General features: G+C 68.6%; 15 protein-coding genes. 5 read left to right on the top strand and 10 right to left on the bottom strand.

All coding sequences use genetic code 11. The annotated features are described in order from the left end of the window. The first annotated feature begins 73 nt into the window (after positions 1 to 73). Positions 74 to 1,015, top strand: coding sequence for a Gfo/Idh/MocA family protein (locus ACFWHT_RS00810; RefSeq protein WP_378824552.1), 942 nt, complete (start codon positions 74 to 76; stop codon positions 1,013 to 1,015). Positions 1,016 to 1,031: 16 nt separating this feature from the next. Here the strand turns inward: ACFWHT_RS00810 and ACFWHT_RS00805 are convergent, their stop codons facing one another. The 6 genes from ACFWHT_RS00805 to ACFWHT_RS00780 form a co-directional block, all read right to left on the bottom strand. Then, a complete protein-coding gene (locus ACFWHT_RS00805; RefSeq protein WP_378824550.1) occupies positions 1,032 to 2,504 on the bottom strand; it encodes a lipase maturation factor family protein in 1,473 nt (490 codons plus the stop codon). A gap of 120 nt (positions 2,505 to 2,624) precedes the next feature. Continuing rightward, complete coding sequence (locus tag ACFWHT_RS00800) at positions 2,625 to 3,539, bottom strand: glycine betaine ABC transporter substrate-binding protein (RefSeq protein WP_378824548.1); 915 nt, start codon at positions 3,537 to 3,539, stop codon at positions 2,625 to 2,627. 61 nt (positions 3,540 to 3,600) lie between these two features. Then, the gene (locus tag ACFWHT_RS00795) at positions 3,601 to 4,566 is read right to left on the bottom strand and encodes an ABC transporter permease (RefSeq protein WP_378824546.1); all 966 of its coding nucleotides are present in this window, start codon (positions 4,564 to 4,566) and stop codon (positions 3,601 to 3,603) included. Then, positions 4,566 to 5,897 (bottom strand): glycine betaine/L-proline ABC transporter ATP-binding protein, encoded by a 1,332-nt coding sequence (locus ACFWHT_RS00790; protein WP_378824545.1) that lies wholly within the window; start codon positions 5,895 to 5,897, stop codon positions 4,566 to 4,568. The genes ACFWHT_RS00795 and ACFWHT_RS00790 overlap by 1 nt, the downstream gene beginning before the upstream one ends. Positions 5,898 to 6,242: 345 nt before the next feature. Continuing rightward, positions 6,243 to 7,361, bottom strand: coding sequence for a class I SAM-dependent methyltransferase (locus ACFWHT_RS00785; protein WP_378824543.1), 1,119 nt, complete (start codon positions 7,359 to 7,361; stop codon positions 6,243 to 6,245). Positions 7,362 to 7,657: 296 nt separating this feature from the next. Beyond that, the gene (locus ACFWHT_RS00780; RefSeq protein ID WP_378824541.1) at positions 7,658 to 8,242 is read right to left on the bottom strand and encodes a helix-turn-helix domain-containing protein; all 585 of its coding nucleotides are present in this window, start codon (positions 8,240 to 8,242) and stop codon (positions 7,658 to 7,660) included. 73 nt (positions 8,243 to 8,315) lie between these two features. Here ACFWHT_RS00780 and ACFWHT_RS00775 point away from each other — a divergent pair, with 73 nt between their 5' ends. Continuing rightward, positions 8,316 to 9,677: an MFS transporter gene (locus tag ACFWHT_RS00775; RefSeq protein WP_378824540.1), complete on the top strand. Its 1,362-nt coding sequence runs from the start codon at positions 8,316 to 8,318 to the stop codon at positions 9,675 to 9,677. Between the two features lie 66 nt (positions 9,678 to 9,743). Next, positions 9,744 to 10,544 (top strand): MerR family transcriptional regulator, encoded by an 801-nt coding sequence (locus ACFWHT_RS00770; RefSeq protein ID WP_378824538.1) that lies wholly within the window; start codon positions 9,744 to 9,746, stop codon positions 10,542 to 10,544. A 116-nt stretch (positions 10,545 to 10,660) separates the two neighbouring features. On the opposite strand, the gene ACFWHT_RS00765 is transcribed toward ACFWHT_RS00770, so the two are convergent. Continuing rightward, positions 10,661 to 11,884, bottom strand: a complete 1,224-nt coding sequence (locus ACFWHT_RS00765; RefSeq protein ID WP_378824536.1) for an NAD(P)/FAD-dependent oxidoreductase — start codon at positions 11,882 to 11,884, stop codon at positions 10,661 to 10,663. A 148-nt stretch (positions 11,885 to 12,032) separates the two neighbouring features. Between ACFWHT_RS00765 and ACFWHT_RS00760 the strand changes: the two genes are divergently transcribed. Further along, complete coding sequence (locus tag ACFWHT_RS00760) at positions 12,033 to 12,533, top strand: Lrp/AsnC family transcriptional regulator (RefSeq protein WP_378824535.1); 501 nt, start codon at positions 12,033 to 12,035, stop codon at positions 12,531 to 12,533. Positions 12,534 to 13,062: 529 nt separating this feature from the next. On the opposite strand, the gene ACFWHT_RS00755 is transcribed toward ACFWHT_RS00760, so the two are convergent. The 3 genes from ACFWHT_RS00755 to ACFWHT_RS00745 all read right to left on the bottom strand — a co-directional run bounded on the left by ACFWHT_RS00755 (position 13,063) and on the right by ACFWHT_RS00745 (position 16,325). Continuing rightward, positions 13,063 to 14,301, bottom strand: coding sequence for a nitrate/nitrite transporter (locus ACFWHT_RS00755; RefSeq protein ID WP_378824533.1), 1,239 nt, complete (start codon positions 14,299 to 14,301; stop codon positions 13,063 to 13,065). Between the two features lie 101 nt (positions 14,302 to 14,402). Continuing rightward, positions 14,403 to 14,816 (bottom strand): DMT family transporter, encoded by a 414-nt coding sequence (locus ACFWHT_RS00750; RefSeq protein WP_378824532.1) that lies wholly within the window; start codon positions 14,814 to 14,816, stop codon positions 14,403 to 14,405. A gap of 45 nt (positions 14,817 to 14,861) precedes the next feature. Beyond that, positions 14,862 to 16,325, bottom strand: a complete 1,464-nt coding sequence (locus ACFWHT_RS00745; protein ID WP_378824530.1) for an NAD(P)/FAD-dependent oxidoreductase — start codon at positions 16,323 to 16,325, stop codon at positions 14,862 to 14,864. Between the two features lie 181 nt (positions 16,326 to 16,506). Here ACFWHT_RS00745 and ACFWHT_RS00740 point away from each other — a divergent pair, with 181 nt between their 5' ends. Continuing rightward, positions 16,507 to 17,964, top strand: a complete 1,458-nt coding sequence (locus tag ACFWHT_RS00740) for an aldehyde dehydrogenase family protein (RefSeq protein WP_378824528.1) — start codon at positions 16,507 to 16,509, stop codon at positions 17,962 to 17,964. The last annotated feature ends 58 nt before the right edge of the window (positions 17,965 to 18,022 follow it).

The raw sequence follows: 18,022 nt of genomic DNA, 5'->3' as shown, positions 1-18,022 counted from the left end.
CAGGCGCGTGCCAGGCGGGGTCTCGGCGGCAGAGGGGGGTCTCGGCACGGAAGGAGAGACGTAGGCTCGGGACATGGACGACACACCGCGGATCGGGATCGTCGGCGCGGGCGGGATCGCCCCGCCGCACATCGAGGGCTGGCTGGCGCTCGGCGCCGAGGTCGCCATCCTGAGACGAACGGGTGCGGATGCCCTGGCCGCGCGCCACGGCATCCGCGTCGTCGACTCGCTCGACGAGCTCATCGAGATGTCGGGGATCGTCGACATCGTCAGCCCCACGCCCACGCATCCCGACATCGCGCTCGCCGCATTCGCCCGCGGCAGGCATGTGGTCTGCGAGAAGCCCCTCGCCGTGACGGCCGCAGACGCGCAGCTGGTGGCGGATGCCGCAGCCGCCGCCGGCGTGCGTCTGTTCCCCGCGCACGTGGTGCGCTACTTCGAGGGGTACCACCGGCTGCACGAGCAGCGGGCGAGCGTCGGCGACCCCCTGGAGCTGACCTTTCGGCGCACGGTCGAGGCTCCCGCCGTGGCATGGTTCTACGCGGAGGATGCCGGCGGCGGCCTCATCCGAGACCTGATGATCCACGACCTCGACCAGGCGCTGTGGCTGGCCGGGCCCGTGCGCGAGGTCTCGGCGACGCAGGATCCGCCCGCGGTCGCCGGCGCGGTCGAGCCGCCGGTCTCGGCGCACGTCTCGCTGACGCACACGAACGGCGCCATCAGCCACGTGCGCGCGGACTGGTCCGACCCCGGCACCCCCTTCCGCTCCACGGCATCCATCGTCGGCGCGGGCGGCGAGCTGTCGGTCGACACCGATGAGGTCGTGGGCGCCGGCGAGGCCGGGCTGCCCTCGGCATCCGCCGTCGATCCGTACCGCACGCAGCTGGCCGACTTCCTCGACGCGATCCGCACCGGCCGCGATGCCCGGGTGACGCCGGCAGACGGCGTGGCCGCCGTCCTGCTGGTGGATGCCGCGTACGCGTCGCTCGCCTCGGGCCATCCCGTGCTGCTCTGACGTCGGGCGGGGCGGGTCACCGGCCGATCGGAGGCACGACGACGCGGCGCCGGTCGCGCACCCAGACGGCGCCGGATGCCCGATGCTCGGCGCGCGTCGCGAACCGGTACCGATACGAGACGACGCGCACCCAGGTCGGCCGTGCACCCTCGAACGGGTCGCGGCGCAGCATCCGCAGCACCGGCGGATCGGCGTCGAGCAGCCGCACCAGGAATACGGCGAACCAGTCCTCCAGCGAACGACCGAGGGGCAGGAACCACATCAGCCAGTCCAGTCGCAGGTGGTAGGGCGCGAACTGGCGCGGCAGCCGGCGCACGTCGCCAGGCTTGCCCTTGAACTCGTACTCGCGCCACCGGGCGGCATCCGGATCGGCGTCCGACGTGCCCTCCACGATGAACTCGATGCGCTCCTTCGTGACCGTGCCGAAGGCGCCGTAGGCGTTCGCGAGCTGCCAGCGGTTGAAGCTCGCGTTCATCAGCTGCCGACGCGCGAAGAGGTTGCGCAGAGCGGGCCCGCTGAGCACGACGTACAGGATTCCGATGGCCGAGGTCACGACGATCCAGGACAGCGGGATGCCCGCCTGCCGGCCGGCGTCGCCCGTGCCCGGCAGGCCCAGCGCCGAGAACGCGAGCACGACCGTCGCCCAGTTCAACCAGGCGAAGTTGCCCGTCACGACCAGCCACAGCTGGGTGAGGATCACGATCACGGCGGCGACCGCGCCGACCACGATCGGCCAGGACCCCGCCACGAAACCGGGCGCCCACGGGCGCAGCAGCGTGAGCAGCGGGACGAAGAGCAGGAAGGGCACGATCAGCTGAGCGACGTGGTTTCCGAGCACCTCCACCCGGTGGAACCATGTCGGCAGCAGATGCGCCTGCCGGCTGAGCGGTCCGGGCATCGGCTGCGTCTCGTGGTGGTACATCAGCGCCGTGAGGTCGCGCCATTCCCGTCCGCCGCGGATCTTGATCATCCCGGCGCCGAACTCGAGGCGGAACAGCAGCCACCAGAACAGCACGATCACGACGGTGGGCGGCGGCTGGTCGCCCGACCCGAGGAATGCCGCGAGGAACCCCGCCTCGAGCAGCAGCATCTCCCAGCCGAAGCCGTAGAAGGTCTGCCCGATGCTCGAGATCGACATGTACCCGCCCCACAGCAGCAGGAAGCACACCATCGGCACCCACGGCGGCGCCAGCTGCGGGAGGCCCGCGACGAGCAGCGCCGCGACGAGCATGCCCGCCCAGCACAGGGCCGCCAGGCGCCGATCCGTGTAGCGGATGCGCGTGAAGAGGGTGGGGCGCAGCATCCGCCTTCGAGCCTTCGACGCCGCGACCCAGGCCAGCAGGTCCGGCGCGGGCAGCAGGCCGCGCTCGCCGAGCAGCGGACGGAACTGGTTCAGGCTCGACAGGAACGCGACCAGGTACAGCGCCGCGATGCCCCGCTGCAGGACCTCGCGGGCGAAGCCGAAGTCGATGGCGGCGAACCCGTCCATGACGACAGGCTAGGCCCTGCCGCCGGGGAGGGGAGGGTGGTTGACAGCGGGGCGGTCGCCACGACACGGGTCGGGCCCCCTCCGGTCGTCCAGAGGGGCCCCGACGAGTGAGGAGAAGGGTTACTTCTGCAGCCAGTCGATCTGGTCGCCGTACTCCTCGATCCAGGCGTCGACGGCCTCAGCCGACTTGTCCTTGTACTCGTCCGACGTGACGAGGCCCTCGAGGGCACCGTACTGCTCGTCGTCCAGCGTGATCTTCGAGATCCACTCGGCCGCTTCGGCGTTCTCGTCGCTGAAGCCCTTGGTGCCCAGGAAGTGCAGGCCCTCCGGCTCGCCCATGGCGCCCTTCGGGTCCTCCAGGTCCTTCACCGGGTAGGCGTCGTTGGCCCAGAAGGGACGCCACAGCGTGACGACGATGTCCTCTTCCTTCTTCGTGGCCTTCTCGAGCTCGGTGAGCATCGCCGCCGTCGACGACGTGACGAGCTCGTACTCGCCGCCCAAGCCGTACTCGGGCAGCATGTGCTCCTGCGTCTGCTTGGTGAGACCGGCGCCCGGCTCGATGCCGAAGATCTTGCCGTCGAACATGTCGGCCTTGCCCTTGAGGTCTTCGATCGAGTCGATGTCGGTGTACTCGGGCACCGCGATCGTGAGCTTGGCGTTGTCGTAGTACTTTCCGAGGTCCTCGATGTCGTCGCCGAACTTGTCCATGTACGACTTGTGGGTGAGCTCGGGCCAGGCCGACGGATAGATGTCGACGTCGCCCTTGGCGAGGCCGGTGTAGAGCGGGCCCGCCTCGGTGAGAGTGTTCATCTCGACCGTGTAGCCCAGCTTCTCCAGCTGGTCCTCCAGCAGGTACGCGGTGCTCAGTCCGTCGGTCCAGCCGGGGAGGAAGCCGAGCGTGATCGTGCCCTTGGCGTCGCCGCCGTCGGCGGGCTTGTCGCCCGGGGTGTCCGAGTCGCCGCTCGCGCAGCCGGCCAGGGCCACGGAGGCGATGGCGGTCATCGCGAGGATGCTGGTGAGGTGACGCTTCTTCATGTGTATTGCCTTTCGTGATGCATGACTCGTGCGTTATGTATGGGATTCGGTGCGGGTGAAGCTAGGGTGATGCGATCGGAGCGCGACGCGGACCCGCCGTGACGAGTTCCGTCGCTTCAGCGGATGCTGCGGAAGCGGCGCCCGCGGCCTGACGGCGACGGTCCTGCCGACGGCGCTCGAGCAGGCCGAGCAGCGACGACGGCGAGGGCTGCGCGAGGGCTGCGGTGCAGCGGTCGAGGAAGACGGCGATGAGCACGATGCCGAGGCCCGCCTCGACGCCCATCGGGATGTCCATCGACGAGATGCCCTGCACGACGAGCTTTCCGAGCCCGTCGGCGCCGGCCATACCGGCGATCACGGCCATCGACAGAGCCAGCATGATCAGCTGGTTGATGCCCGCCATGATGGTGGGCAGCGCCAGCGGCAGCTGCACGCCGCGCAGGATCTGACCCGGGGTCGCGCCGAAGGCGTGTCCGGCCTCGACCGTCTCGCTGTCCACTCCGCGGATGCCGAGCTCGGTCAGTCGCACGCCCGGGGGCAGCGCGAAGATGACGGTCGCGACGACGCCGGGGACCACGCCGATGCCGAAGAACATGATCGCGGGGATCAGGTAGACGAACGCCGGCATGGTCTGCATGAAGTCGAGCACCGGCTTGAGCGTCGCACGCACCCGGTCGTTGCGTGCCGACCAGATGCCCAGCGGCACGGCGATCAGCACGGCGATGACCGCGGCGACGATGACCAGCGCCATCGTCTGCATGGCGGGCGTCCACAGATCGAGCGCCAGGATGAACACGAACGACAGGATCGTGCCCACCGCCAGCTTCCAGGAGCGCAGCAGCCAGGCGATCAGGGCGAAGACGGCGATCGTGACCGGGAACGGCGTCTCGATCAGTGCCGCCGACAGCCCGTCGACGAGCGCGCCGATCACAGTGGAGACGAAGGTGAACAGACCCTCCAGGTTGTCGAGCAGCCAGTTCAGGCCGGTCTCGACCCAGTCTCCGAGCGGAATACGGAATCCATCCATCAATGCGCCTCCTCTGCGGAGTCGGTCGACGGGGTGACGACGGCGGATGCGGACGATGCGGTCTCGACCGCATCCTGCGCCTCAGCCAGCACCTCGTCGATAACGGCCTGCGGCATCGGGTTCAGCGGCAGGGTGAGCTCGCCGGTCGCCCCGGGCCCGGGGCCCAGCGCGGCGAGCAGGGTGACACGCGGGATGACACCGGTGAGGCGCCCCTCGGCATCCGTCACGGCGAGCGGCAGCGGCGACTCGACCGAGGGGATGAACAGGTTCATCAGCACCTCGTCCTCGTTCACCGCCTGCGGCACGGGCTTGAGGATCGACACCAGCGACGTCTCCCCCTTGCGCACGAGCTTGACAGCGTCGCGATCGGTGACGATGCCGATCAGCTGACGATCGCGGCCGACCACGTAGGTCGCCGACATGTAGGCATCCCGCATCTGACGCAGCGCCGTGCGCGGCCCCGCCGTGTCCGCGACGACGGGGCGCGGGCGCTCCATGACGTTCGCGGCGGTGAGCACGCGGGCGCGGTCGACGTCCTGCACGAACTGCTCGACGTAGTCGTTGGCGGGATCGGTGAGGATGTCCTCGGGCGTGCCGATCTGCACGATGCGTCCGTCGCGCATCACGGCGATGCGGTCGCCGAGGAACATGGCCTCGTTGAGGTCGTGCGTGATGAACACGATGGTCTTCTGCAGCTTTGCCTGCAGTTCGACGAGCTGCTCCTGCATCTCACGGCGGATCAGCGGGTCCAGAGCACTGAACGCCTCGTCCATCAGCAGGACGTCGGTGTCGGCGGCGAGCGCTCGGGCGATGCCGACGCGCTGCTGCATGCCGCCCGAGAGCTCGCTGGGCAGCTTGTCGCCCCAGCCCTCCAGGCCCACCAGCGCGAGGATCTCCTCGGCCTTCTTCAGCCGCTCGGCCTTGGCGACGCCCTTCAGCTCGAGCGGGTACGCGACATTGGCCGCGACCGTGCGGTGCGGCAGCAGTGCGAAGTGCTGGAAGACCATCGACACGCGGTCGCGGCGGATCTCGCGCAGCGCGGCGGGCGGCGCCTTGGCGATGTCGTCGCCTCCGATGATCACCTCGCCGTCGGTGATGTCGTGCAGGCCGTTGAGCATGCGGATGATGGTGGATTTGCCGGATCCGGACAGGCCCATGATCACGAAGATCTCTCCGCGGTTCACGGTGAAGCTCGCGTCGATCACGGCGGCGGTGCCGGCATCCAGCACATCGGTGCGGGTCTCACCGGACTTCAGGCGCTTGACCGCCTGCTGCGGATTTCGGCCGAAGATCTTATAAAGATGGCGCGCTTCGAGAGCGATATCAGACACGTTTCCCCCGGCGGGCTCACCTGTCTCCAGGGTTTCGGTGAGCCTGCTTCGGTAACGCCCGGGTGATGCTCCCGGCCGTTTCGACATCATGCTGTGGCGGCGCGGACGGGTGATATCGGATCTCCCGCGATAGAGCAACGACCGTACGCCCGCGCCTCTTCGTATACAGCTCGGGTCGAAAGAAGGACGCGGTCGCGGACTGGTCTTGTGGCCCCTCGACCACCTGTCCACGCTAACGAATGGCTGATCCGGAGGCAAATCCCGCTCTCGGTTTCACGCTCTCACCGGGGGTTAAGGAACCGGCCGGAAGTTGACCGTTGGCAACTTCCAGACCGGTTTCGGGGCTCAGGCGCGACGGATGCTGCGCGTCACCGTGAACTTCGGCGTGCGCGCGACCTGCTCGGTGGCGCCGACGTCGCGGCTCAGCGCGCGGCGATGGTCGAGGTGCGAATTGAACACCGTCCACACCTCGCCGCCCGGCCTGAGCAGTCGTGCGGCCGCCCGGATGAGCCGTCGCCCGGCACCCTCGTGCACACCCGCGCCGAGGTGGAAGGGCGGATTCAGAAGGACGAGGTCCGCCGATCCGTCCGGCAACTGCGACCCCGAGTCGTCGAGCGTCACCTCGACGCGGCCGGCGAGGCCGTTGGCGGCCATCGTGGCCTGCGCTGAGCGGACCGCGGCGGCGGAGCGGTCGGTCGCCACGACCGTCGCATCGGGATTGCGCAGCGCGAACGATGCGGCGAGGGCGCCGGTGCCGCATCCGAGATCGACCACGCGCGGGGCGGCGACCGGCAGCGACAGGCCGCGCATCGCGTCGAGCAGCGCGCGGGTGCCGATGTCGAGCCGCGAGCCGGCGAAGGCGCCGCCGAAAGCGCACAGCGTGAGGCCGTCATGTGTCTGCCGCACCGGGAACGGCGGCTCGTGCGGTACCGGCCGGGCGCCGGATGCCACGATGAGCCGCGATTTCCGCTCGCCGCGCTGCGGCTGCACCTGCGCGAAGGACCGGGCGAGCACCTCGTTCTGCGCCGGGCTCATGTGCTTCACCCGTCCCCCCGCGACCAGCACGACATCCGGCGCCGCCCATCGGGCGATCGCATCCGCGACCTCTTCGAGCTCGGCCAGAGCCTTGGGCAGCTGCAGCAGCACGAGGCGTGCGCCGGCCAGCAGGTCGCGATCGAGCTCGTGCGCCGCCCAGCCGCTCAGGCCGAGCGCGGCGGCGTTGTTCGCCAGCGCCCCTCGCCCGGTGACCAGGTCCTGGTGCACACGGATGCCAGCGATCCCGGCATCCGCGAGGGCCAGCGTGATCGCACCGTACCCGTCTCCGATCACCGCGATCTCACCGTCAGGGGCGCCCGCCGCGAGCGCGTGCCGGACGAGAAGCTCATCGGTGGTATCCCAGGCCTGCAGGTTCGCGGCCTCCACGTCGGGGAACCGCCGCAGGCGGTGGTAGTCGAAGCCGGTCACCCGCTCACCCTACGTGAGGCGATCGGGAGCCGGCGCCCACCCGGCGGGTCGTCGGCGCCCTGGCTCTGCACGGCACCCTCCGCCCGAGCCGCGCCCCTGTCCGGGTCGCACTTGGTCCCGCTCTGCGCGCCGCGCCGCTGTCCAGGTCGCACTTGGTCCCGCTCTGCGGCGCGCATTCCGGGACGAACTGCGACCCGGGCGCGGAGCAGCGCCGCTATCCGGGACGAACTGCGACCCGGGCGCGAGAGCACGAGACGCCTCAGGCCCTCTCGGGGCGATCCACCGCCCGACGAGGCTCAGATCGTCTCGTCGCCGGCGACGATGTCGATCTCCCACAGCCGGGAATCCGGCGAGGTGGGATCGTGGGCGGCCTCGGCCTCACCGATCGTGCGACTCAGCACCGTGTGCAGCGCCGTGAACTCCTGCTCGGTCAGCCGGAGGTGGTGCACGGAGAGCGTGCCGTGGATGCCGATACCGCGATCGCGCCCGCTCATCGCCTCGATCGAGTAGGCAACGATGCGGCGGACGAGCTTGTCGTGGTCTTCGGCGAGCGCGGCGATCACGACGTTGCCGAGCGCCTCGTCGGCCACGGGGTCGTCGGGGGTGCCGACGCTCAGGGCCTCGCGGATGGGCGTCCAGACCCGGTCTCTGCCGTCCCGCGCCTTCTCCGGCGCCTCGACGATCAGGCCGGCGTCGGCCATCACCCGCAGGTGGAAACTGATCTTGTTGGCGGGTTCGCCGAGCTCTTCGGCGATGTCCGCCGCCCGGATGAACTCCCGCCGGGCGAACACCCGCATCATGTCGCGGCGGAGCGGGTTGGCGAACGCCTTGAGCATGGCGGTCGTCATCGTCCGCTGGGGAGGGTCGTCCTGCTCAGGCATAACCGAATCATATCCAGAATTAGTTGCGCGATTTAACTTGCGCAACTTTGGTTGCGAGCCTAGATTGATCCGCATGACCTCGTTGTGGCGCAATCTGCAGTACGTCACCTGGCTCGTGAGCGACACGAGCAAGGGCCTGGCGGCCACGCTGTTCGGCTTCGCCATTCCCCTGATCGCGCTGTTCGTCACGAACGACCCGGCGCAGGCGGGAATCATCGGCGGCGTGGGCGTCGCGCTGCGCGTCACCCTCACCCTGGTCGGCGGTGTGCTCGCCGACCGGCATCGGCGCATCACGCTCATGCTGCTCGGCGCGGTCATCGGCGTCGTGCTCGCCGGCGCCTTCACCCTGCTCGCCGCCGGCGACGCACTGACCTTCGGCAGCCTGCTGGTGATCGACGCCCTGCTCGCCGTCCGCACCGGCCTTTTCGACACAGCCGGCGAGGCCGCGCTGAAGGACATCGTCTCCGCCGACACCATGGGCCGCGCGATGGCGGCGAACCAGGCCCGGGATGCCGCGATGCTGCTCGTCGGCGGCCCGCTGGGCGGGGCTCTGCTCGTCGTCGGCGGCTGGCTCGTCGGCGCCGTGATGGCGCTCTGCCACCTGCTGTCGGCCGTGACGGCCTGGCTGATCCCGCGGCTGCCCGGCGCCGCCGCGCGCAGCGATGCGCCCGGCGCCGGTGCGGATGCCGTTGCCGGTGCGGATGCGGATGCCGGCGTCGCACCCTCCGGCAGCCCGCCGGCCACGGATGCCGCGGTCCGCGCCACGAGGCCGAACGCCCTCCGCGAGGTGCGGGAGGGGTTCGCGTGGCTGTTCTCGCGACCCGACCTCCGCGGCGTGCTGCTGATCCTGACGATCATCAACCTCGGCATCAACACCGTGATGACCACGATCGTCTACTCGCTGCAGCAGGACGGACACTCCCCGGCGGTGATCGGCTGGATGAGCGCCGGGATGGGCGTGACCATGCTCGCCGGCGCCCTGCTCGCCTCTCCGATCGTCAGCCGTGTCGGCGCCGGATCGCTCATGATGATCGGCCTGGTGGCCCTCGCGCTGGGCTCGGCCGCGACCGTGTTCGTGCGCGATCCGCTGTGGATCGTACTCGTGATGACCCTGCCGAACCTGATGCTGGCTCCGGTGAATGCCGCGATGGGCGGTTACTTCATGGTGGCCACCCCGAGCGCCCTGATGGGACGGGCATCGAGCGCGTCGGGCGTGTTCGGCATGGGGGCGATGCCGCTCGCACCGCTCATCGCGGGCTTCGGGCTGAGCTGGCTCGACCGCAGCGGCACCATCCTGATCGGCGTCGGACTCTGCGCGATCGCGGCCCTTCTCGCTGTGACCAGCCGCCACCTGCGTCTGCTCCCCGCCGAAGCCGGATGGGCCGCGCACGCCCGGCGGTTCGAGCACGTGCCGCTCCCGGCATCCGTCTCCTGAGCGCACCATGCGCGAGACTTGACCCGCACTTGACCCTGACACGGTGTCAGACGGGAGAACGGAACCATGCTGTCCATCGGAGCGTTCGCGCAGATCGGCCAGGTGACCCACCGCATGCTTCGGCACTGGGACACCGCCGGCCTGCTCGTGCCCGCGCACGTGGACGAGTTCAACGGATACCGCTCCTACGACCCCTCGCAGCTGGAACGGCTGCACCGGATCGTCGCGCTGCGCCAGCTGGGCTTCGGGCTGGAGCACGTCGGCACCATCCTCGATGAGGGGATCGACGCCGACCGCATCGCCGAGATGCTGCGCTCCCGCCGGGCCGAGGTCGAGCGCGAGCACCGGATCGCGGCCGAGCGACTCGTCGACGTCGAGAGGCGCCTCCACCTCATCGAAAGCGAGAATCGCATGTCATCCGCCGAGTTCGTCGAGAAGTCCCTGCCCGCCGTGCGCCTCGCGGCCCGCACGGCCACCGTCCCCGTGGAGGAGATCGGGCTGCACGTCGGGCCGATGTTCGACGCCGTCGAGGCCGCCCTTCCCGATGCGTGCGGGCTGCTCGACATCCCCATCGCCGAGTACCTTCTCACCGACGACGGGATGCACCTGACGGTCGGCTACGCATACGCCGGTGAGCCGATCGACGGCGTCGAGATCGTGGAGCTGCCGGCCGTGGAGAGCTCGGTGTGCGGCATCCACCTCGGCGCGATGTCGGGCATCCGCGACACCTGGCATGCGCTGCACGCCGAGATGCTCGCACGCGGCTTCGTGCCCTCCGGCCCCTGCCGCGAACTGTACGTGCGCGCGGTCTCGGAAGACCAGGCCGACTGGGTCACCGAGCTGCAGCAGCCCGTCGTCCGCGGCTGACCCGGTGCCGTCGCCGCGGTTCCCGCCCGGGGGCCGCGGATGCACGGCCTCGGGGCGGATGCCCGCGGAGCCGGAAGCGCATCGGCGAGCGCGTGTGACCTCGGGCGGGACGACCGTCAGCGCAGCGGGTCGAAGGGCTCGATCGCGGGATCGACGCGACCCGTGACGATCTGCTCGGCGAGCAGCTTGCCGGTCGCGGGGCCGAGCACGATGCCCCACATGCCGTGACCGCCCGCCACGTACACGTTCGGCGCTCGCGTCGCACCGACCAGCGGCAGCCCGTCGGGCGTGACCGGACGCGATCCGACCCACTCGTCCTGGCGATCGTCGAGATCGATGCCCTGGAACAGCTCGCGCGCCTGGGCGATGATCGCCTGGACGCGGCGAGCCTGGAACGGCTCGTCCGGTCGGCGGAACTCCATGGTTCCCGCGATGCGGAAGCGGCCCTGGTAGGGGGTGCACGCGATCCGCTGGTAGGGCAGGTACACCGGATGCTTCTGCGGCTGGCCGGTCTCGACGGTGAAGGAGTAGCCGCGGCCGGCCTGCACCCGGGTGCGCACGCCGAGGCGGCGAGCCAGCGCCGGCATCCACGCCCCGGTGGCGATGACGACGGAGTCGGCCTCGCGCCGTTCGCCGTTCGCCAGCGCCACGACCGGTCGCCTGGCCGACGAGACGTCGGTGACCTCGGCGCCGGTGACCAGCTCCGCGCCGCGAGCGACGACCGCCGCGCCGAGTGCCTCCATGAACGGCGCGGGCTCGAAGAAGCGCTGCCCGTCGAGCCGGTACGCGTGCGTGACGGCATCCGACAGCACCGGCGCGAGCTCGCGCGGGTTCTCGAGCGGCTCGAACGGCACGTCCTGGCCGTGGCGGATCACGCCCTCGATCTCGTGTAGAAAGCCCTTCGCGTGGTCCTTGTCCTTGAAGCCGATGACGAAGGGACCCTCGCGGGTCCAGGAGTCCACACCGCCGTCGAGCATCTCGTCGAAGCACTCCAGCGCCATCTTGTCGATCGGAGTGAGGGATGCCATGGTGCGGTCCCACGCGCGGTTCGTCCCGTGCGCGGCGAACCGGGCGAGGAACGACCACAGCCCGGCATCGACGCGGAAGGGCACGTGCAGCGCGGCATCCGGGTCGAGCAGCGCCTTCGGCCCGTAGGTCCACAGGCCGGTGTCGGCGAGCGGGATCGTCTTGCCCGGCGTCAGCCAGCCGGCGTTGCCCCACGACGAACCGGCGGCGATCCCCACCCGGTCGATGACCGTGACCTCGACACCGCGCTCCTGCAGATGCCATGCCGTGGCGAGACCGACCATTCCGGCGCCGACGACGATCGTGCGCGTCATTGCTTCCTCCTTGAAACACCGGGCCGCCGCGGGCCCCTCTCCCCCACGATTATGCAGATCTCGCGTACGGGTAGGCCGCGGGGGGAGGGAATCCCGCTAAAGTGTGGGGCTGAGCCGTGGATTCTGCACTCGACGTGAGGAAGTGAGCATGCCGGCATCCGATTCTTCGACAGGCCGACGCAGCGCATCGGCGGATGCCGGTCTGGACGCCCTCGACCGCACCCTGCTCTCGGAGTTGAGTCGCAACGGCCGCATCTCGAACAGCGAGCTCGCCGCGCGTGCGGGAATCGCCGAATCGACGTGCCTCAAGCGGGTACGCGCGCTGCAGGCGAACGGCGTCATCGTGGGCTTCCACGCGGAGATCTCCCCCGCCGCCATCGGTCTCAACCTCGAAGCGCTCATCGCCATCCGCCTGCACGCGCATGCCCGGGGCGATCTGCGGCGCTTCCAGGCATACCTCGAGGACCTGCCCGCCACGCAGCGCGTGTACTTCCTCGCCGGCGACCGGGACTTCCTCGTCCATGTCGCGGTTCCGGACGCCGGTGCGCTGCGCGAGCTCGTGTCGGACACGCTGAGCCTTCAGCCCGAAGTGGCATCCACGAGCACGAGCCTGATCTTCGCGCAGGCCGCGGGCTCGCGCGGGCTCTGATCCCGCGGCGTCGGGTCGCCCAGGAGTTCGCGCACGCGGATGGTTCCGGCATCCGCCCGCGCGCGCTGGGTTCCGGCATCCGCCCGCCGACGTTGGGTTCCGGCGTCCGCCCCCGCGCGCTGCCCACGTCGCCCAGGTCGCACTTCGTCCCGGAATAGACGCCGGAAAGCGGGACCAACTGCGACCCAGGCGTCAGGATCCCCCGCATAACGAGTCCAACTGCGACCCGGATTCCCTGAATGTAGGCGACCCGAGCGGCGCCCTTCCAACGGCATCACCCCATGACAGCTGCCACCACGCGACCGGGTCGCCCAGGTCGCACTTCGTCCCGGAAACCCGCCCCGCCAGTCGTCCAGGTCGCACTTCGTCCCGGAATAGACGCCGGAAAGCGGGACCAACTGCGACCCGGAGGTCAGGATTCCCCGTAGAACGAGACCAACTGCGACCCGGATTCGGAGTCGCGGCAGAACGGCACCGATCACCCGGGACGCAGGAGCGGCGGGAAGCTCCCGGCCCCGGGCAGCGACGGCTACGAGACGGGTGCCGGCGTCGCCGGTGTACGCCGCTGGTCCTTCGCGAAGAGGGCGCAGCCGAGATTCAGGATCGCGGTCGCCACGGCCATGCCGACGAACCCGAGTGCGTAGTCGCCCGTGGAGTCCTTCACGAGCCCCATCACATAGGGATAGACGAAGCCTCCGACGATGAAGCCGATACCGAGCACGAAGCCGTTGACCGCGCCCGCCATGCGCACAGGAACCGACTCGCTCGCCAGGGCCAGCGCGAGTGGCATGCCGGTGTACACGCCGAGTCCGACCAGCGGCAGGCTGATCGCGGCGAAAACATAGTTGTCAGCCGCGATGCTGACGGTCAGGGCTCCCATGAAGAGAGTCATGGCGAGACCTGCGAGCAGGATCAGATTCTTGCGCTTGCCGAGATTGTCGGAGATGAGGCCGAAGATGATCGACGTCACCACTCCCGCGAGCACGTAGCACGACGAGAAGAAGCCGGCCGCGGTGGTCGACCATCCGGCATCCTCGATCAGGATCGTCGGCATCCACACCGCGACGACGGCGAAGATGCCCCACTCACCGATGAAGAACGCGGCAGCCACGAGCACGTTGCGGCTGAACAGCCAGCTCGCTGTGGAACGACCCGAGGTGTCCTCGTCCTGGGCGGCCGCGGTGGCGGGCTGGGCCGGGACGTCCTTGAGGAAGATCGCGGCGACGATGAGCACGAGGACGAGGAACACACCGCCGATGTTCGAGCCGGTACGCCAGCCGAACGCGACGAGCACGATCGCGAAGAGATAGAGCGCGAAGACCGAACCGATTCCATCGGTTGTGAACATGATTCCGAGCGCGACACCGTTCTTGCGCTCCCTCTCGAACCAGTTGACGGCCATCGTGTAGGGACCCACGAACAGAAGACCCACGCCGAGCCCGCTGATGGCGCGGCCGACCAGGAGGATGCCGTAGTCGGGCGCCAGGGCGAAGATGAACTGGCCGATGATCGCCGCGACCAGGCCGATGAGAATGATCTTCTTGATGCCGATCCGGTCGCCGATGACGCCGGCGAAGGGCAGGACAAGCCCTCCGACCAGAGCGGTGATCGAGCCGAGAAGACCGGCTTCGCTCGCGCTGAGCGAAAGCTCCTCCGAGATGTTCAGCAGACTCGGCGTCCAGCCGATGTACGGGATGAAGCAGGCGATCAGAACCAGGTACGACAGGCTCAGCATCGCCCACTTGGTGGTGGGACTCGTCTTTTTCATGGGGTGTACCTTCTGTCTCGGCATTGAGAGCGAACTTTGCTATGAACTCGTGGATGAACAACCTGATGGTCGTTGATTCGTTGTGACAGCAACACTAGGGCTTAAGAGCTGCTGATGAAAGATATGGTCTTGGTCCGGGTCACGGGCTGTGGGAAGCGGGGACTCGCGTCAGCGCTGGTCTCGACATCGCCATGGTGACTCGCACCGCCGAGGTTGAGCAGCAGGACGCCCGCGATGGTGAGGACGACGCCGAGTATCTGCAGCATCGTCAGCCGCTCGTGGTACGCGATGACACCGACGCCGACGACGAGCAGCGTGCCCGCCGCCGCCCAGATCGCGTAGGTGATGCTGACCGGTGTGACTTTCACCACCTGGGCCAGCAGATAGAAGGAGACGGCGTAACCGACGATGACCGCGACGGTCGGCCACAGCCGGGTGAACCCCTCGGAGAGCTTGAGCATCGACGTCGCGAAGACTTCGAGGCAGATGGCGATCGCGAGCATGATCCACTGCATGTGTTCTCCTTTGAACGGTGTCGCGGTCTGTGCAGACGGTGTCGGTCAGGAATCGAACCCCATTCCGATGGCGTCCAATGTGGACAGCCACAGCCCTCGCTTGCCCTGACGGCGATCCGACCGATTCATCTCCGCCGTGGTGATGCGCACCCCGAGCCAGGCGAGCGGCTCCGGAGGGAAGGGGATGGGCTTCTTCTTCACGAGGTCGAGACGGGTTCGTTCCGTGTCGAGACCGTCCAGCAGATCGAGCGTCACGTTGGCGCCGAAACGAGTGGCGCCGACCCCCAGGCCCGTGTAGCCGGCCGAGGCAACGACGCGATCACCATGGGCGCGGGTGAAGAAGGAGAAGAATCGACTGCACGAATCGACGGCACCGCCCCACGCGTGGCTGAAGCCGATGTCACCGAGCACCGGGAAGGTCTCGTAGAAGTGCGCGACGAGTCTTCGGTAGGTCTCCTCGCGGTGATAGTACTCGGTCTTCAGGCCCTTCCCGTAGTGATACACCGCATCGTACCCGCCGTAGAGGATGCGGTCCCGGCCCGCGTCGTCTCGTGTGATGCGCACGTAGTGGAAGCGGTTGTTCAGATCCGCGAGGCCTTGTCGTCCCTTCCAGCCCAGGCTCTGCGACTGCTCGGGGGTCAAAGGGTTGCTCATGAGCGCGTAGTCCCACACCGGCACGGTGAAGAGGCGGGATCGCTTCAGCAGCGAAGGGAACACGTTCGTGGCGAGTGCGACGCGCTTCGCGGAGAGGGTGGCGAGCGGCTGTTGTGCGGTCCGCCGCTCGACGCCGCCCACCGTGAGCAGTATGTCGTCGGGCTCGGCCTTCAGCCCGATCACGGGAGAGTGCTCGTAGATCTCGACGCCGAGTTGAAGGCACACTCGTCGGAGCTCCCACGCGAGTCGGGCCGGGTTGACCATGACGTTGCCCTCGAGCTCGAGAAGGCCCGCGTGAAAGACGGGGGAGTCGACCTCTGCACGCATGCGCTCCCGATCCAGATACACGGCGTCAGGATGCTGAGCGGCGGTCCGCATGAGCCATCCGGCCTGGTGAGGCTCGGTGGCGACCTTGATCACCCCGCTCTCGGACCATTCGCAGTCCACGCCGTAGCGGCGTACGGTCTCGCCGAACTCACGGATGTTCTGGATGCCGAGTTCGTGCAGCTGAGCGACCTCGTCGGGCAGGTGACGCTCGCCGTTGCTCGCCCCGTGAGTGAGGCTCGCCTCGCAGAAGCCGCCGTTGCGGCCGGAAGCCGCCCAACCGATGCGATTCGCCTCGAGCAGCACCACGCGGCGGTCCGGATCGCGCTCCTTCGCCATCAGCGCCGTCCAGAGACCCGTATAGCCCCCGCCCACGACCGCCAGGTCGGCGCGCAGCGAGCCGCGCGCAGCGGGTAGCGCTTCAGGACGGCGGGCGTCGTCCATCCAGTACGGCTCGCGCTTCGCATGCTCCAGAGCAGCGTCGATGCGAGAAGCCGCCACCGCAGCCTCAGCCCGTTCGAAGGTGGTCATGATGCTCCTTTAGCCACAACCGGAGAAGTTGCCTAACGTTGCCTCACAAATTGCTCATCTGTCAACTTTTCGATCTTGAGTTGCCAGTTCCGCAAATGATTGCTACTTCCTCTTGCGCTCTCAAGAATCGGCCACCTAGGCTGAGTCCACCCGCTGTTCACAGATACATGGAGGTATCGCCATGAGTTCCCTGCAGACCCGAGAGCAGCTCTTCATCGCGGGAGAGTACTCCGACGGCTCGTCGACCGAACGCACTGAGGTCCGCAATCCTGCGACCGGAGAGCTCATCGCCTCGGTCCCGGTGCCGACACAGGCCGATCTGGACCTCGCGGTGGAGAAGGCTCATGAGGCGCAGAAGGCGTGGCGCAAGCTCGGCGTCTTCGCCCGCGCGAAGATCTGCCACAAGATCGGCGACGCACTCGAAGCGCGTCTGGACGACCTGGCCCGCCTGCAGACTCTCGAACAGGGCAAGCCGCTGGAGGAGTCGATGGGCGACATCGCCGAGGCCGCGCAGCTCTTCCACCTGCATGCCGAGGACGCCATGCGTCTCTACGGGGAGACGCTGCCGTCGACCGATCCCAACATGCGCCAGTACACCTCGCGCGCGCCGATCGGTGTCTTCGGCATCATCACGCCGTGGAACTTCCCGATGCTCATGTTCTCGGAGTTCGTCGCACCAGGACTCGCCACCGGTAACGCGCTCGTGGTGAAGCCGCCGGCCAACACACCGCTGACCGTGCTGGCAGCGATGGAGGTCATGGAAGAAGCCGGACTGCCCAAGGGGCTCGTGAGCGTGCTGCCCGGCGAGGGTGAGTTCGGTGCAGCACTCGTCTCCCATCCCGGCGTCAACGCTGTCGGCTTCATCGGTTCTTCGGCTACCGCGGCGAAGATCCAGGCGACCGCCGGGCTCAAGCCGCTGCTCATCGAAGCGTCGGGCAACGGTCCGGTCGTCGTTCTTGCCGATGCCGAGGTCGAGCGCGCCGCGAAGGCGGCTGTCGACGGCGCATTCTTCTGCGCCGGTCAGGTGTGCTGCGCGACCGAGCGCGTCATCGTGCACCGCGACATCCATGACGAGTTCGTGCAGGCGGTGCTCGAGTACGCGAAGAAGACCGTCGTGCTGGGAGACCCGCTCGATCCGAAGACGAATCTCGGTCCTCTCAACAACGAGGGCGTGGCTCAGAAGATGGACCGGCACATGGCCGACGCTCGTGAGCGCGGATTCGAGGTGCTGCTCGGCGGTGGGCGCGCCAAGGACATGCCGACCGACCTGTACTACGAGTTCACCGTGGTCGACGGCGTCACGACCGACAGCCTCCTCGCTCGCGAGGAGTCGTTCGGGCCCGTCCTGCCGATCATCGTCGCGGAAGACGACGAGGACGCGCTGCGTATCGCGAATGACGATCCGCTGGGCCTGCAGGGCGCCGTCTTCACGGAGAGCCTGAAGAAGGCGTTCTACTTCATGGAGGAGATGCAGGTCGGCCAGGTCATCGTCAACGAGTCGAACGGCTGGTGGGACGTGAACATGCCGTTCGGCGGCGCCGGGGGCACCGCGACCGGGTGGGGGCGCATCGGAGGGATGTACACCCTTCACGACATGACCTATCTGCGCAACGGATGCATCCGGATCGCGAACGACTGAGCCGCGCCCCATCTGAGGCGAACCGTCCTGCGGGGCCCCGGCCGGGTCACTTGGTAGC

This window comes from Microbacterium sp. NPDC058342 (assembly GCF_042723935.1).
Taxonomy (GTDB): domain Bacteria; phylum Actinomycetota; class Actinomycetes; order Actinomycetales; family Microbacteriaceae; genus Microbacterium.
Note: the sequence above shows the minus strand (reverse complement) of the source record. Positions and strands in the feature narration are given on the sequence as shown.